Source organism: Anabaena sp. FACHB-83, from assembly GCF_014697485.1.
Lineage (GTDB): Bacteria > Cyanobacteriota > Cyanobacteriia > Cyanobacteriales > Nostocaceae > Nostoc_B.
In genome coordinates this window covers 1-17,265 of the sequence record NZ_JACJRY010000055.1, presented here as the reverse complement: position 1 = coordinate 17,265, position 17,265 = coordinate 1, and the positions used below count along the sequence as shown (strand labels likewise).

Annotated in this window: 14 protein-coding genes; 13 read left to right on the top strand and 1 reads right to left on the bottom strand. The window is 40.1% G+C overall.

The window, feature by feature from the left end; genetic code table 11:
• Positions 1 to 97: 97 nt before the first annotated feature.
• Complete coding sequence (locus tag H6G79_RS31735; RefSeq protein WP_242048670.1) at positions 98 to 307, bottom strand: ribbon-helix-helix domain-containing protein; 210 nt, start codon at positions 305 to 307, stop codon at positions 98 to 100.
• Positions 308 to 528: 221 nt separating this feature from the next.
• Here H6G79_RS31735 and H6G79_RS31730 point away from each other — a divergent pair, with 221 nt between their 5' ends.
• The 13 genes from H6G79_RS31730 to H6G79_RS31670 all read left to right on the top strand — a co-directional run bounded on the left by H6G79_RS31730 (position 529) and on the right by H6G79_RS31670 (position 16,573).
• On the top strand, positions 529 to 1,644 hold the full coding sequence (locus tag H6G79_RS31730; protein WP_190594455.1) for a ParM/StbA family protein: 1,116 nt from the start codon (positions 529 to 531) through the stop codon (positions 1,642 to 1,644).
• A 4-nt stretch (positions 1,645 to 1,648) separates the two neighbouring features.
• Entirely contained in the window at positions 1,649 to 1,906 is a 258-nt protein-coding gene (locus H6G79_RS31725; RefSeq protein ID WP_313934708.1) for a hypothetical protein, read from the top strand.
• A gap of 272 nt (positions 1,907 to 2,178) precedes the next feature.
• A complete protein-coding gene (locus H6G79_RS31720) occupies positions 2,179 to 2,376 on the top strand; it encodes a hypothetical protein (protein WP_190594456.1) in 198 nt (65 codons plus the stop codon).
• Positions 2,377 to 2,476: 100 nt separating this feature from the next.
• Positions 2,477 to 2,779: a hypothetical protein gene (locus H6G79_RS31715; RefSeq protein ID WP_190594457.1), complete on the top strand. Its 303-nt coding sequence runs from the start codon at positions 2,477 to 2,479 to the stop codon at positions 2,777 to 2,779.
• A 13-nt stretch (positions 2,780 to 2,792) separates the two neighbouring features.
• Complete coding sequence (locus H6G79_RS31710) at positions 2,793 to 3,509, top strand: hypothetical protein (RefSeq protein WP_190594458.1); 717 nt, start codon at positions 2,793 to 2,795, stop codon at positions 3,507 to 3,509.
• A gap of 24 nt (positions 3,510 to 3,533) precedes the next feature.
• Positions 3,534 to 4,073 carry a hypothetical protein gene (locus H6G79_RS31705; RefSeq protein ID WP_190594459.1) on the top strand — a complete coding sequence of 180 codons (540 nt, stop codon included), beginning with the start codon at positions 3,534 to 3,536 and terminating at the stop codon, positions 4,071 to 4,073.
• Complete coding sequence (locus H6G79_RS31700; protein ID WP_190594460.1) at positions 4,070 to 5,869, top strand: hypothetical protein; 1,800 nt, start codon at positions 4,070 to 4,072, stop codon at positions 5,867 to 5,869. Before H6G79_RS31705 ends, H6G79_RS31700 begins: the two co-directional genes overlap by 4 nt.
• A 226-nt stretch (positions 5,870 to 6,095) precedes the next feature.
• The gene (locus H6G79_RS31695) at positions 6,096 to 6,524 is read left to right on the top strand and encodes a response regulator transcription factor (protein WP_190594461.1); all 429 of its coding nucleotides are present in this window, start codon (positions 6,096 to 6,098) and stop codon (positions 6,522 to 6,524) included.
• Between the two features lie 124 nt (positions 6,525 to 6,648).
• Positions 6,649 to 8,706, top strand: coding sequence for a pentapeptide repeat-containing protein (locus tag H6G79_RS31690; protein WP_242048668.1), 2,058 nt, complete (start codon positions 6,649 to 6,651; stop codon positions 8,704 to 8,706).
• A 97-nt stretch (positions 8,707 to 8,803) separates the two neighbouring features.
• On the top strand, positions 8,804 to 10,936 hold the full coding sequence (locus H6G79_RS31685) for an NACHT domain-containing NTPase (RefSeq protein ID WP_190594462.1): 2,133 nt from the start codon (positions 8,804 to 8,806) through the stop codon (positions 10,934 to 10,936).
• Positions 10,937 to 11,361: 425 nt separating this feature from the next.
• Positions 11,362 to 11,811, top strand: a complete 450-nt coding sequence (locus H6G79_RS31680; protein ID WP_190594463.1) for a TFIIB-type zinc ribbon-containing protein — start codon at positions 11,362 to 11,364, stop codon at positions 11,809 to 11,811.
• A gap of 1 nt (position 11,812) precedes the next feature.
• Positions 11,813 to 12,961 (top strand): hypothetical protein, encoded by a 1,149-nt coding sequence (locus H6G79_RS37065; protein ID WP_242048666.1) that lies wholly within the window; start codon positions 11,813 to 11,815, stop codon positions 12,959 to 12,961.
• 9 nt (positions 12,962 to 12,970) lie between these two features.
• Complete coding sequence (locus H6G79_RS31670) at positions 12,971 to 16,573, top strand: hypothetical protein (protein ID WP_190594464.1); 3,603 nt, start codon at positions 12,971 to 12,973, stop codon at positions 16,571 to 16,573.
• Positions 16,574 to 17,265 lie beyond the last annotated feature (692 nt).

Sequence of the window (17,265 nt, the reverse complement as noted above, 5' to 3'; positions counted from 1 at the left end):
CTGATCGTAATGCTTGACCTACATTTTTGAACCAATAACCATTTATTAAGTTCTGTATTCAGGACTAGCAGTAGGTTTTTTGGTTGGACGTTATCACTCATTCCTCTGTTTTTTCTGGTTTTTGAGATTTCGATTTTTTGCTACGTCTGGCGGCGATCGCTTCACTGAGCAGAATAGCTGCCATTTGGCTTTTAGTTCTCATCTCTTCATTTGCAATTTGCTCTAGTGCCTCCCAAGTTTCATCTGGAATTACAGCATTTAACTTTTTGCTCATTAAGTCAGAACTCGTTTGCTCATCTGACATCATGATATGCTCTCTTATCCTATTACAGATAATTTTAACATCTCTCATCACATCATGATGTGATATGATGTGATGAGAGCCAAAAACAGTCACCCAACAAAGGCAATAGAAGCCAGAAAGTGATGTTTAGGCTTACCAAAACCTGGATGTGTGGATTTAAAGCAATTCAGCCGATAAATTCTCCAAAGCCAGATAATTAAAGACTTTTACCAACCATCAGAACCATGACTTCCACATACGCCAATGCCACAAATTGGCTAGTTCAAGCAGATCAGCTTGCCAATTCCGGGCTAACTGCCCTAATTGCAGGTAAAGACCCCGGTGCGGGGTATGGCAAGGCAATTTATGGTGATTTTTGTATCATGATGCCTGCTGCGTACTCATTAGTTCGTAACCGCAACATTCGCCACCACGAAACCATATCGAAAGATGGTGCATGGGTGCATTATGTCGAAGGGAAGCGTTTGGATTTAAAAGACACGCAATTCTTCTGGGGCAGTGCGGCGATCGCCCAAAGTGACCACATCCTACTGCACGAAGATAAGGCGAAAAAAGCAGAACTGGCATTAGAAAGCATCCTTGCAGACTTAGCAGTTCTGAACATCCCATCGGGGATGAAGCTAGAAATCAGCTTGAGCAACCACAACCCAGAACGCTGGGGAGAAGAAATTAAACGCCGAGTTCAAGGTGTCCACACCTTTCAGCATCAACACCCCGTTAATCGTTCTGTTGTCACCAAGACAGTATCCATCGTAGTCACAGGCATTTATCCAGAGGGTTATGGCAGCATTGCTCATTGTTTATTTGGTGAACCAACCCTAGCCCTTGACCCATCAGAAATTGCTATCGCCCTTGATATCGGTTCATCCACTTGGTTAATTACCGTATTCAACGGCAACGGTGCAGTGATTAACAGACACCTGATTGAAGGTGGAGCCGGTGAACTGCACTCAATGATTGCCGAAGCACTCGACAAACGCAACGACCCAATAAGTCTAATTTCTAAGGACGTAAAACATTCACCCAGCTTGGTTAATCGAGGCATTTTAGAAGGTACTTTTACTTATGGAGGTAATCACCTGACGGGCAAGAAATTTGAAAAGGAATATGCCCAGTGTCTAGATGAATGGTGGTCTAATCGCATTGAGAAATTCGCCAACTTTGTCACCTCCAGCAATTACCTAGACAGAGCCAAATACCTTGTCGCCTGGGGTGGTGGCGTTTCCCTGCCAGTAGTAGATCAAAATCTGGCTGACTTGGGATTCGTGGTTTTAGAAAATCCGCAATTTATCAATGCTTTTGGCTTAAAGCTATTAACAGAAATTTCCACAGGAGTATAAACAAGTGTCAGATATAAAGTCCTACGAATCTCGGCGTATAAGCATCTCGTACTTAGCAGTTTATGAATTGTGCCAAATGTTTGGTATTCCTCAAGATGCACCAACACAGGCACTATCAGCAGCAGTAGAAAAGTTGATATTTCAAGGTGGTATTGGTGTGCAGACATCTCCAAAAACTCAAATGCCGAATACTACACCAATTCAACCGAATAAGACTGGACTAGCAAACATGGCCAGCCAGTTTAAGGGAGTAGCTTCATGAACAACTTAAATCTAGTCTACGACTCAAACCTACTAACCAGTTCAAAGGTTTACCAAATAGATAGAAGCCTCTATCAGTACCTCTATAAAACAGGGACAATCCAGCATCCAAAATATCACTTTCGACCTCTAGCCGGACAACGAAAAAAAAGCTGATTTAGTACTCAATCACAAGGCTGTAACTTCGCGCTGTTATGAAGTCTCAGGGATGTTAACTAGTGCAAGTGTTATCAGTCAAGAATCACTGCAATTATCAATTTTTTGAGGTGAATTATGAACACTCAACCACTGCCAGAATTGATTGCACAAGCCCAACAATTAGTAACCCAAATTCGGCAGCATCCACAGTATCAAAAGTTGAATTTTGATTGTGATGTAACTTTGGGTGATGTCACCCAGTTTTTCAACACACTGCAATGGACAGCCGCAGATTCAACTGTTGATGTTTCAAGAGAAGGTTTTTTTCAATGATGGGGAGAGCGATTGCACCGCCGACCAAAGCAAGCAATCGCACCCACCGATGAATGTATCTCCGCCATGAAGAATACACTACACAAGGATTTTACCAAGAATGAATAAACCAGTTGGGTATTTCACAAGCACTATGCCAGGAGATGGTTCCTACCTAGATGAGCTTCAGCAACAGTACGGCAGCACACTTGAACAACTGGGCAAGGTAGAAAAACTGTTGCTGTTACATGGGGTCGTCCAAAATCTCTTGAGTGCCGAGATAAATGTTCAAGGTGGTTCAGCAGCAGTAGAGGCACTTTCAACAGTCTCTCCAATTGTCCAAAGTATTCATAAACGAGTCAAAATAGGCGAACACCTGGGACTGGCGGAAGCATTAATTAATCAACTCAAATACCAACGCTAAGGAGAACCGCACAATGGACTTTGCAATACGTAATCCGGTAGTTGGTCATAGTTCCCACATCGACGAAAAAGCGCAAACTTGGGGCGGATTTGAGTCTGATATTCTCGGCTATCTTTCGGATATAAATAAACTCGAACAGTTTGCCGATTACGCCAATAATGCCCAAGAGTTGAGTGATAGATTAGAGCCATTTTTAGACAACGCCAAGGTAGTCTTTGAGGCGATGGAAAAGTTGACCAAAGGACAAGTTACCTGGGTCGAACTTCGTAAACAATACGGCTCTCATGTAGCGACGGCGATCGCCAAAATTCGCAAACTTAACTCGGAATTTGATTCAGAGATGAGTAAGATAGATGCCCAAGATAGAGCCGACTTGCTGCGAATTGACCAAAAACGTAAGCACGGACTAGCCGAAGTTGCAGCCCAATTACATCATGATCTACAAGCAGAATTGTGGAGACATGAGAACAAAATTAGCAGCATAGAAAACAGACAAACTGTGCAAGCCCAACGGCAAGCCATCACCACAGGCTTGAGAGAAAAACGCCAACAACTTTTAGCCCGTGCAAGGTATGGGACAAGGGCATTAGAGCCGAACTCTTCACCGCCAGAAGTTATCCCATTTCAATCCCAAAATTCTGCACCAACATCAAGTGTTTCTGCAACCGGAACCGTTAGAGGATGGGGTGCAATGTTGGGTAACTTGTGGCAGAAGTTGGGCGACAGATAAGTAATTAGTTAAAAGGTAAGGCTGATGTTAGTTAGAAAAAGTGATTCATCAACTAACGTCAGCCCTTTTCTGTATGAAGGGCTGGCACAAACACAACAACAAGAACAACGGCAACGAGAAGAACCGCAAGCATTACCAGAAAATAACAGAGGCAGGACATTTAGACGTGCTGGTAATGCCTGTGAAATTGTCGCTGGCAGTTGCTTAAACAGTGCAGTTATTTTCACTTTTCATCTGTTGCAAGTTCATCCAGTTGGAATGTTCCTAGCTGTGGGTACTGCACACCTCTACTTTACTGCCACTGCAACAGGTGAAGGGTTTAATAATTTCGTTACTAATTTAATGACTGGTTGCAGTGCATCACTGGCGTTATTGTGTGCGCTTTCTGACCCGATTAGTGAATGGAATGAAGCGAGAACTTCTAGTGATACAGCTAATACTTCAATTGAAAAGATGTATCAGCCCAAAACTGCGGATTATTCCAGTTGGCTGAGTGGTGCAGGCGTGGCGATAGTTATAGCGATATTAATGATTTTTTTATTTGGGGGCAAGAAAGGTAAATGAATTATTTAACTGAGAAACATAAACAGTTATCAGAGTCGCAACAATCGGGTTTAATGTTGTGGTTTGGTCAATTGCCAATGGACAAGAAAGCTGTGGCAATTGGGCTAAGTTTAACTGTGGGCATTGGATCGGCGGCGATGGCATGGAAAGGGGAATCAAGCGATCGCATTTACTTCTGTGTTCGGACTCCCCAGAAAACACTGAAATGTAACGACAAGAATAATCGCCCTTTCAGAATGACCCCCCATTACTGGGAGCAGTGGAAGCTAGAAGGAATGCCCTCTCAAGTAGTGCGTGACCCAGCTATGGGCGTTAATGGCTTAGTGAAAGCGACTAACCCATATAAAGCGTTTTGGGCGTTTGGGGGATTCCTGGGGTTTGCGCTTGCTGGCTGGATGCTGAGGCACTGCCAGTTTGAGGAGAAGCAGAAAGCAGTTTTTGAAGACATCGCCCAAAAACGGGATGCAGCCAAGGCAGAGATGGCCGCTCGTTCCGAGTTGTTGGAGAGCTACCGAGATGTTGCGCTCGCAGAAGTTCAACTACAAGCCGACTTGGATCTAATCGCTAATGATCGCACTGTTGACATTCAAAAAGCGGAGATTTACGCCCACACGGAAATTGAAGTTACCCAAATGGAGGCATCCGACGCTATCTTTGAGGCGCAAACCGCAGGCATGACCGAGCAACAGAAGGCAGATTACATTAAGCAATTGCGCGAGATGAAAACGCCGTACTTGCAAGGTAGCCAGACTTTACAGGGGACGATTGACCCTAGCGATAAAGTTACTGGCTCTGAGCCTGGAGCAATCGCACCACAGGACAATAAAATCGCATGGGTGCAAAACCTCATCAAACAAACTGCCCTGATATGGGGCAACCAAGGCGGCGGTAAATCATGGCTGGCTCGTTACGTTGCTAAACAGAAAAAACAGGCAGGCTACCGAGTTATCGTCCTTGACCCGGACAGCAACCGCGCAGAGTGGCGAGGGGTTGAAAGTTATCACTCCTGGGACGAGATTGAACAACAGATCCGTAACTACGTTAAAGAACTGGAAGAACGCTTAAAAACTTTCAATAACTCATCTTTAAGTGAAGACCAATGGCGGCAGAAACTGTGGTCTGAGGGCAAAGCTTTATCTCTAATTTGTGAGGAGGCAACCACCTACGGAGATTTTATTAAAGATGAGGAATTACTATCAAAGTTTGGCAAATTGGCACTTACCAAAAGCCGCAAACAAGAAATGCCTTTAACTGTGGTTGCTCACAACAATACCCAGACCTGTTTATTTGGGATTAAAGGGCTTTATAACCTTGTTTCTAAGATGCTTCAGGTTGAATGTTTGGCTGAAGTTGACCCGATTACACTACAGCCAAAATCTACGGGTAGAGCTAAGGTAAAACTCGACAGTTCTAACGAGTGGCTTGATGTTATTCTGCCCAAAATGACTACTAAAATATCTGATTTTAGTGACGCTGCAACATTAGAATCTACTCCAATTCCACCCATAGATAAAGCCACTTTAGAACGCATTTATGAACTGGAATTTAATCTTGGTAGCAAGGCAGATGATATCAAATCAACGCCTAATAAATTATCACCAATGGCACAAAAGTTGTATGAATATCTCACCAGAACTGAGCGAATTGAAGCTGATGTAAGAGAGTTCAAAGGCAACTTTAAAGTCAACTCAGAAAGATTTTCTGTGGAGCAAATCAAGGGCTGGATGTATGAAATTGTGGGGGCAGGTATGGCTGAATGGATAGGCGAGGGTATTATCAAACTCAATCAAATTTGACTGCTTTTGGTGTCCGGTGTCTCGCCCCAAAAATGCCCTTTTTTCGTGGACACGCCTACTCCAGACACCACAGACACCCAAGCGAAAAACCCTTATACAGCATAGACACTAGCAGAGACCACCCTAGACACCATCTAGACACTTGGTGTCTAGATGGTGTCCTTAAGACATCAATAATAAATCAGTCAATCAATAGCCAGTTTTTATTAGATAATTAACCAGCATCATGCTAACAATAGTAATCGTTGAAAAAGAACCATTCACGCTCTTGGGTATCAAGACTGCTCTGGCTCAAACTCCAGATATCAAGATTAGTGGTGAAGCGAATTGTGGAAAAATAGGTTTTCAGTTAGTTGAGCAGAATAAGCCTAATGTTGTGTTAGTGGATTTATTCTTACCGGATATGAGTGGTTTAGAATTTACTCGCTCTATCAAAAAGAAAACTGATAGTAAAGTTGTGATTCTTACTAATCAAACTGACGAAGAAGTAGTTGACTCGGCTTTCATTTATGGTGCTGATTCTTATATGCTCAAGACCACCGACATTGAGGTAGTTCAATTAGCTATCAAAAAAGGGTCGATGCTTGGTTATCTTGACTATGCTTCTGTTGTTAATGAAGGATTTCAAGGCCAGGAGATGGAGAAGGTTAAGTAGGGGATTTAATTCTCTATCTTCTTGAAAAAGTATAAAAACTGGCTTTACGAAAATATAAATGTGCTTTAAAGCGTTGTAATTACGGGATTATTCTGGTATATCTGTATCCAAAAAACAAATTTGGATGCTCCACCCAACCATGCCCCAGGACTTCTCCGGTCATAATCTCAGAGGGCGCTCTTTCAAAGGTCAAAACCTTGAGGGTGCAAATTTTACTGGCGCAGATATTCGGAGTGCTGATTTTACAGGGGCGAATCTGCGGGGTGCAAACTTTAGTCATGCTACTGCTGGGTTGCAAAAGCGTTGGGCTATTTTTTTACTTTGTGTATCGTGGTTGCTGTCTGGAGTTTCAGGATTTTTCTCAGCCTTTGCTGGAGTGTTAATAACCTATATATTTGACAGTTCAAGCCTAGAAAATCAGGTTGGAGGCTGGACTGCCTTAATAGTAATAATTGTTGTTTTTTTAGTCATCCTTCGCCAAGGATTCAACTCAGCCTTCGCCGTCACCGTCGCCGTCGCCTTCATCGTCGCCGGATCTGTCGCCTTCACCGGAGCCGGAGCCTTCGCCGGAGCCGGAGTTGGAGCATTCACCTTCGCCGGAGCCGGAGCCTTCACTGTCGCCGGAGCCATCGCCTTCGCCGGAGCCGTCACCGCCGTCGCCGTCGCTGGATCTGTCGCCGGAGCCGTCGCTGTTGCTGGAGCCTTCGCTGTCGCTGTTGCTGTCGCCGCCGTCGCCGGATCTGTCGCCGGAGCCGCCGTCGCCGTCGTCTTCGCCGGAGCCGTCGCCGGAGCCGAAGTTTTAATTAGTTCTTACATTGCTTGGAGAGCAATGAAGGGAGATAAAAAATACTTTTCGATTCGGAACATTGCTGTTGCTTTTGCAGCAAGTTGTGGTGCAAGCTTTCGCTCTTGTGATTTAACCGATGCTAATTTCACCGCAGCGACACTTAAAAGTACAGATTTTAGAAAAGCTAATTTAACTCGCACCTGTTTTCATAAAACTAAAAAACTTGACCGTGTTCGTCCAGGTACAACTTACCTGCAAAAAGCACAAGTGGTAAGTGTGCTAGTTACAGGTCAGGGACAAGACAAGAATTTTGACCGTGAGGATTTGCAAGGAGTAAATTTTCAAGGGGCAGATTTGGTAGATGCAAGTTTTATTGGTGCAGATTTAAGCCAAAGCAATTTACAAGACGCAGATTTATCCAGGGCGAAATTAGTACAAACGCAACTTAATGGAACTGATTTAACGGGAGCTACGCTCACTGGAGCATACATTCAAGATTGGGGAATTACCACCGACACAAAATTTGATGGCGTGCGGTGTGAATACGTTTATATGCGGCTGCCCACTAAAGAAAATCCTGACCCACTTCGTAAGCCAGATAACTACAAGGAGGTGTTTGCGGATGGGGAGTTTGGTGATTTCATTCAACCAATTTTCGACACACTCGACCTATACCATAATCAAGGCGTTGACCCCAGAGCGATCGCAATTTCTTTTAAGCAATTAGCAGAGAACCACCCTGATGCTGACCTGCGAATTGTCGGAATGGAAGTGCGGGGTGAAGATAAGTTTTTACTTCGTGCTAAAACCGCAGCAAAGGCTGATAAGTCTGAACTGAGTGCAGAATATTTTGACACTTACAATGAGATAAAAGGTTTGCCAGAGAGAGAAATTAAATTACTACTAGAAGAGAAAGATAGCAGAATTCGTAGTTTAGAAAATTTTGTTAATCAAGCGTTACAACGGCCTAATTTTTATTCAAGCACCCAAATAGAAAAGGTAAATACAATGACTAATAATCCTGGTGGAATTTCCCAAAATGTAAGTGGCGGTAATGTGTCTGGTGGGATGCAAGCTTCCCAGGGTAATAACAACGTGCAAACCTCAACCACTTATTCTTCACCAGAACAAAAACAAAACCTTGCAGAAGCCGCAGCAGAAATTCAGGCATTGCTAGAGCAATTGAGCCAATCTTATCCTACTAATACAATGGCAGGAAAAATGGCACTGGCAACAGAAGCCACGCAACGCATTGAAAATAACCCAACTTTAATGCAGAAAACAATCAGCGCGTTGAGGGCTGGTGGTACTGCGGCTCTAGAACAAGCCCTCAGTCATCCCGCAGCCAGCTTTGTCATTGCTGCTTTAGATGATTGGAATAAAAACAATCAATAAATTATTAAGTTGAATTAAAAAACCTCAGACCAGTTAAAAATAAATTTTGCTGGTCTTAGTGTGGAAAATATTTTATTTATTCTATTAAATTTTTACTATGGATCAGCCGAAGTCTCCTGACGATAATCAAGCATCTTTGCCTGAAACTGGTATAAGACAGGAGGCTGATAATTCAACATTCGGTAATGGACAGCAGGCTGCAATAGGTAATGATAATATCCAAAATCAGGGTAATAACAACTTGATGCTAACCATCAAGGAGTTAATTCTTGGGCAGCAGACACCCCCAGTAGGCAACCCTGCTCGACCAAAGAATGAACGGATACTATTAGCATCAGTCAAAGAAGAAGTTACTGCGCGGTTAAGGCAATCTCTACACAATGCCGTGCTGATTAATTTGGGGAAAGAATCACAACCTCAGCAGGTAAAACGCCCTTGGGATGCAGAGATAAAAATTGGTTTAAAGCCTGTTGTCCCTCTCCCAGATACCACAACTATTTTGTCAGTTTTTGAGTCAGAAGAAATTGCAGGTAAACTTTTAATTTTAGGTAATCCGGGTTCTGGAAAAACGACTACACAATTAGAATTAGCTCAAGCTTTAGTTAGTCGTGCAGAAGAACAGCCTGAATATCCCGTTCCAGTTTTATTTAACTTATCTTCTTGGAAAAATGACCGACAATCTATAACTGATTGGTTAGTAGCTGAACTTAAATCTAAATATGGTGTTTCAAATAAACTTGGAAAAGAATGGGTAGACAATCATCAATTACTACCATTGCTTGATGGTCTGGATGAACTTGAGCCACAGCGTCAAGAACTTTGTGTCCAGTTAATTAATCAGTTTTTAGCAAGTGAAAATAAACCACTTTATCTAGTTGTTTGTAGTCGGAGTGAGGAATATAGGAACTACAGCAGTAATCTTCATCTGAATGGAGCGATTTGCTTACGGGAACTCAATAAAATACAAATATCGGAATATTTTGAAGCAGTAGGAAGAGTAGAATTTTGGCAGACTTTACAGCAGGATGAGACTTTATTAAATTTGATGATAACGCCACTTTTTTTGAGTATAACTGTGCTATCAGTGCAGGAGTTATCAATCGAAGATTGGCAACGGTTAGAGAATATGGAGGCAAGAATTGAGCATTTGTTTGATGCTTACTGGCGGCAGCAGATGTTCAACCGAGAACCTAGTAAGGAATTATATGTTATTAAATATCGTCTTCGTTTTTTTCTGGATAAGTACATCCGACGATTATCAGTAAAACCTGACGATGCGCGATATATTCAGCAAAAACCTCCTACTCCAAAGCAAACTAAATTGTGGCTGGTTTGGTTAGCTAAACAAATGCAGCGAGAATCAAAAACAGAGTTTTTAATTGAAGAAATGCAGCCATATTGGTTGAAACCTAAAAATCAAAAACTTATTTATAATGTAATTAAAGATTGTGTCACATTTAGTCTAGGTTATGGAATTCTTTCTGGCTTAGTGTATGGGAATTCTACTTTAATTAATGGATTGTCGATTGGTGTATTAATTGGACTGATTTTTGCATTGATGAATAAACTGGATACTAACTCAACTGAAGATAAAATTGAACCTGTTGAAAATCTAAAATTCTCTGTAATTATCTTTTTAGGTATTTTTTTTGAGGTTCTGAAACATCAAGTACCTGCTTCGTTTTTGTTCTTTTTACCGTTTTTACTTGTATTTATGCTACCTAGTCTTGGTATTTACTCTGTACTGTTTTCTCTTATTAATTTGATAATTTTTGGACTGATAAGTGGACTTGTGTTTGGTTTAAATGCTAGTATTTATGGACTGTCAATTGAAAATAGAACTATTCCTAATCAAGGAATTCATCAATCGTTTATCAATGCTGTTGTTGTATTAATAATGATTATTATATCCTTTAACTTATTATCTAGAATTTTACTTTTTATATCAATTGAAATTGATACGGTAAACTATTTAATTCATATTTTAACAATGATTGGATTACCTTGTGGAATATTTATTGTAATAACACAATGTGGTGGCTCACCTGCAATTAAACACTTTGTCTTGCGCGTAATTCTTTGCTTTAATGGCTACATCCCCTGGAACTACGCCCGTTTCCTCAACTACTGCACCGAGCGGTTATTTCTCCAGCGTGTTGGTGGCCGCTACCGCTTCATCCACAAACTATTGCAAGACCACTTCGCGCAAATGGAGTTCAGGCGGGATTAGGAAGATACAACCAAGCCCCGCAGGGATAGTCTAAGTCAAAACCCTGTCCCGGATCTGGGACAAAAAATTCTCCCCATGCCAAACGCTGATAAGTAAGTTTTTTTGGCGCTCACTATCCTGTCAGCGTTTTAACCAATGGTTGCTGTAGCATAAACACTACCTATTAGTTACGGTTAATCCTACTAATACAATTGTTCTAAATTTGCCAAAAAGCTTTATAATTACCTATTTATTGGGTGTAACATTATTTATGTTCACTATACTTTGTTTGCGATAAGTTTATCTACACAGGTCTTAATTTACGTAAACGATTGTAATTTATCTATTCAGTACAATAATTAATTATGTTTGATTGGGTAGTATTGCGGTTCATCTCATCGCTGGTTTCGTTTATGTATAACTTATAACAGCAATAATCAATTGATATGGGTGAAGTAATTTTCACAATAACAGTTCCTGGCGATAATGATGGCTTTGTTACACTTCAATGCCCTTTTTGTGAAGACAAATTTAAACTTACAGTTGCAGATTTTGAACGAGAAGATATTATCGAAATATTTTGTCCGTATTGTGGGCTGAGACATGAGCATAACCAATTTCTAACAGATGAAGTCTTTGAACAAGCTCAAATTCTTGCTAAAAATTATGCCAAGTCTGTAATTAATCAATGGGCTAAAGAGTTAGAAAGAAACTTTACAAGTAATAAGCATATCAAGTTTAAAGCTGGTAGGCCACTAGAAATGGAAGCCGAAAAAACCCTGTTTGAAAAAGAAGAATTAGAGACATACATCCTGAAATGTTGCCAAATTAATGTCAAAACTAGACCTATTCATCAAGTAATTGGTATCTATTGTCCGTGTTGTGGAGTGAGATGAAATGGAGAAAGAAATTCAAATAAATAAAAATCAACTTAGCAAAAAATCAAGAGAGTTTCGGATGTATGCAACTCGTCTTTTAAATACATCAGGTTATGAAGGAATGAAAAATCTTAAAAGATTTATTGATTTTATTGATAAAGATTTAATTATCAGTGATTTTATCAAAAAAAGTCATACCAAAGAGTTTGATATTCAATCTATATGTAATATAGGGAATTCGGGACTAGGATATCATATTCCTGACGATTCACCTGAATCGGAAATAACTTTTACATATCAGCTACTTCAATATGGATTGCAAAATTACTACAATAATAGCGATGGATATTGGCATCTAGCTGCAACTAAAGAAGGTTATATAGGTGGTATAGATAAAGTTGTAAGTAAATTTAACCATAGTGCTGTCAAGCCATTTATCTATCATATTGAAAAGTATCTGAGTGATTTACAAATAGATTTAGGTGAGGATGAAAATCGAACAATAAGTATTCATGTATATGGTAATTTAGCAGGAGATATAATGCCTAATAATAAGAGCGATATTAATATCAACAATGTTAGTAGCGGAATTTCTCAAAACGTCAGTGGTAGTAACATATATGGTGGGATGCAAGCTGCACAGGGCAACAATAACCAACAAACACAAGAAACTAATATAAATGCAGGTACTATGACAAACAACCCTGGTGGATTTTCAATTGGTGGTTCAGTAGGCGGCAACGTCAATAATGTTCAAGGCGATAACAACCGCGCAGTTCAAGGAGACAATAATCAGGCTGTCCTTGGTGATAACAATCAAGTAATGCAACAAAATCAAGTGGGTGCAGAAACCTCTGAATCTCTCACTAAAGAAGATGTTGTCAAGTTACTGGCTCAACTCGAAACTTTAATTAAAGGGGCAGAATTACCAGCCGATACCAAAGAAGAATTAGTTGAAGATTTAAGTGCCGCTAAGAAAGCCACAGAAAAAGAAGAACCAAATAAACAACGTGCATTAGACCGTTTAACAGGTGTGGCAGAAACACTTGAAAAAACTAGCAAGAGTGTAGAGGCAGGAAAGAAAATTTGGACAACAGCCAAGCCCATTATTGTGAAAATTGCAAGCTGGCTGGGAGCGGCGGCAGGTTCTCATTTGTTGGGATTGTAGAACTGATTTATGAGTCAGCCACCTGAGAACTTGGAACCACAACAGCCTGATGTAAATCCCACGCAGCAGGCTGATAGTTCTGCACATCAAAATGTAGTGTATGAAAATCAAAACCGAGTAGTTGAGGGTAATGATAACCGGGTTGTGCAAGGTGATAATAACACAGTAATTCAAGGTAATAACAATACACAAAATATCAGCTTTATCACCAATAATTATTATTCTGAAATTGTTCAAGATGTTTTGAAATCGTTTAAGCTTCCCGCCTTACTCACACACAGCGAATTCGCGGAATTAGCAGTAACAGCAGCAGAAAAGCTTGCTGGCTACTCGGAAGTTTTAGTAGGACGGGACGCACTATTCACCGAAATTAAATCCCTCCTCAATGAATCAACAGAAGTGATTGTATTGCATGGATCTGGGGGAATTGGCAAAACCCGTTTTTTGTTAGAGCTTCCTAAAATTATTCCCTGTGGAACGTCTCTGCGGTACGTTCGCATTCGAGCTGAGTCTATAGAGAATGACCTAGCTTCCTTGGATGGTAACAGCCGTCATGTAATCGTTGTAGATGATGCTCACCGCTTTGGATTTTTACACCAATTGGGTGAAATTTTGGTAAATTCCGCACTAGCTGGGAAAGTCACACTTGTCTTAGCTACACGCAGCGTTTTCAAAGATTCAGTCACCGACAAATTGGGTTATTTGGCTGGCTATCAAGTCAGCCAAATTGAAGTTAAACCTTTAGAAAACGTTGATATAGACAAACTCTTACAAACCCCACCCTATGAAATTACACATGATGATACACGTCATATTTTAGTTCGTATTGCCAAAGGAGATCCACTAATTGCTGGTGTCGCAGCTTGTTTAGTTCAGCGTGGTGAGTCAGTCATAAATCTCAACCGTGAGCAAGTACTTACCCACTTTTTGAATGAAATCATCCACCAGTTATCTGAATCTGGGTGTGACGATCGCTATATTAACTACCTGGAGATTCTCGCGGCTTTAGGGACAATGGATCTAAATAATCAGGAGTTACGAAAGAAAGTTCAAAAAGTTGTGAATATCTCGCAATCTGATGAAGACCGAGTAATTTCTAGATTAGTGGAAGCTGGTATAGTCGAACGTTACTGGAAGACTATAAAGATTACCTCCGAAGTTCTGGCTGACCATATTTTGCTTCACCACTTCTTCCAGACTAAACAAGCAGACTATCAAAAGAAAATTATTGAACCATTTTTTGAATTAAAACCTAAAGAAATTTTGACAACTTTAGCAGAAGCAGAAGTTAAAGGAGAGACTCAGGCTGGTCTTTTACTAGATTGCAAATTAGATGAATTGCGTAAAATCTTAATTCAAGGAGACTACCTTACTCGACTGTCTGTTTTGGAATGGCTACAAGATTTAGCTTATCTGCGTTCCGATGATGCACTGTCGCTCGTAGCAGAGATCGTGGATGAACCTGACAAGCCTGCTGAGTTTTATCAGGGTAGTTTTGGTGGGTATAAATGGGAAATCAAACACGATTGGGTGTTGAGTAAAGCTGTAGAAATTCTTCGTTATACCTATTTAGGAAGTCTGCAATCTTCTATAGTTTACCTGCACAAACTGGCTAGATATCGACCATTAGCAACAGAGTATGCTAATGTTCGTGATAAAGCAAGTAAAGCATTAGTTGAAATTGCTGAGATTAAAGTCAATAAATTATATGATGTACAGTTAACGCTTCTTAAGAATATAGAAGTGTGGCTAAAACAAGATTTTACAAACAACTTAGAACTGAGTATTTCTCTGATTCAATCTATGCTCAATATGGTGGTTGATAATACAAAACAAGATCCCACCAAGTATATGCGAATAATTATACAGCGTGGTTGTTTACAACCATCTAAATCTTTACGCCAAGTTCGAGAACAAGCTTTAGAAATATTATACCAAGCATATAGTCAAGCATCTAGCTTACCAGAGCGATTAAAAATTATCAAATCTCTAGAATTAGGAATATTATTACCTCTTTCAACCGATTTTAGAGAAGTAACATCAGAAACTTGGGCTTGGCTAAAACCTGACTGTCAAAACACAGTAAAGTTTTTCTTAAATGTAGTGATTCCTAACGCTGAATTGCCTGTATTGGATGCTGTATCAAAGTGGATACGGGATGCACTACACTTTAGCCGTCACCAATTAGATGAATTGGAACTGTTAAGTCAGCAATTAAAAAATAATAACTTATATCAATTATACCGAGCATTATTTAGGAATAAACCGTGGGATGATTCAGAGGAGGACTACCTAGATTTTGAAGCATTAGAAGAACGTCATCAACAGGCAATTAAACATTATCTTGAATGTCTTTATTCTACAACAATAGAAAAGGCAATATGTGAATTAGAGATGATAGTATACCAATGCACAATTTCTGATGAAATTAGTAGATGTTGGTCTGAAACTTTGTTTTATAAGCTGGGAGAAAAACATCCCGAACTTGCACAGCAAATGGTTGAGAAGGTGCTATCTGATAATCTAACTATCAAACAGCAACTTGGTCGTGTAATTGGAGGATTATATCGGAGTAATCTAGAGGTAGCTTGGTCTTACATAAAGTCATGGGTTGATAGTGATGATCTGGTTCTTTGGCTGGCTGTAGCAGGTAGTTATCATTTTTTAGATTGGAGCGTATTTCAGGATAAAGAGTGGGAAGTTTTATACTGCCTTATAACTAAGCAATCTTCACAAGTTGATTTAAAAATTCTTGAGCTTATATTGCGGTTTGCACCACATAATCCACTACGTTCAATTGAGTTTCTCAAAATAATTGCTAATCGTAGTGATGAAAATGTCCTACTGCGTGTAGCAGAAGTTCTATCTTGGTCTTTTAAATATTCTCAAGATGGATGGGGGAAGAAGTTCATAACATCTGATGATTTGTTAAACATTGTTCAAAACTTTGAACGCCTTTTACGCCTAGACCATGCTGCTGAAGAGTGTTTAGCTATTATGGGTAAAATTGACCCCATGAATGTTATAGATTTTATAGAACGCCGAATTATAATTCAAGCTGAACAGCATGGAATAAGTGAGTATTATGAGGCAATTCATTTACCTTATTCTCGTGTTGCAAAAAGCATACAATCTAGTAATGAATATTCTAATATACTGCGTCGAGTGCGTGACTGGATGCTGCGAGGGGATGTTTGGTTATATAAGGCTCCCAAAGTATTAAAGGAAATTGCTGGTAGTTTATCAGAGCCTTTATACAGGGTTTTAATGGAGTGGGTAAAATCCGGTGACGTTCAGAAACTTTATGCAGTAGCTAAAATTTTGCGTGTTTTTAATAGTGGTCAACTTTTCTACTCTTTGAGTCGAGAAATTATTTGTAATACAAATGATGAAAGTATACTGAGTTATATTCGTACTTCTATTAACTCAACACCAGGAGTAATTGTTGGAGGATTTTCAAATCACCCTAGACAACGCCAAGAAGAAATTTCTTCTTGGTTAGAAGATGAAAATTTACGCGTTCGGCACTTTGCAAATAGAATGAAACAATCACTACAGCAAGACTTAGAACGTGAGTTGGAAATAGAAGAATTTGAAGAACGCAACTGGTAGCGGCAATCAACTTTTTATGAAAATTTCTTCTAGGATAAATCAGCAAATAAATTTGTCACCAAGGGCTGCTGTTCAAAATTGATATCACGAGCTTGATAACGACAATTTATCAAACGGAATAGATAAGCAAGTACAGACAATAGCGATAGCAATATTGCTATCAACTATTTGACTTCCTACTCCTCATAAACACACCCTGGAACACCCTAACCCCCAAAAGATGGATAGTGGTGTTCGTTACTGTCAACACCCTATTCGTTGACCGTCAGATCACGTACTGACTCGTCAATCCTTACACTTTCATCGCAGGAAATTTCTCCCTATCGCTCTCCCTGACTGTAAATCATCTGACAAATACTTCTCAAACCCCTCCCCCTCCCTTGTTGCGACATAGTGCGACAATGACATGAATTTTCGCACTATGTGCAAGACTGAACGCATACTGCTTCATAGTCTGGCGGTCGGCAGTGAAGGGTAGTAACGCGCTTACTGAAGAAGATAGCTAAAAATTCAGACTAATTTAATTCAAGTAACATCATTCTAAAAATGCGTAGAGATTTAATCCTGGGAACAAGTCTAGGGGCGTGAGTAGCAACGGAACAGAAAACCGGGATAAGAAAAAAATCTTGAAAAATCAGCCAATCAGCCATGTATATACATGATAGAGTAAGACATCATGTATAACTTAGGAC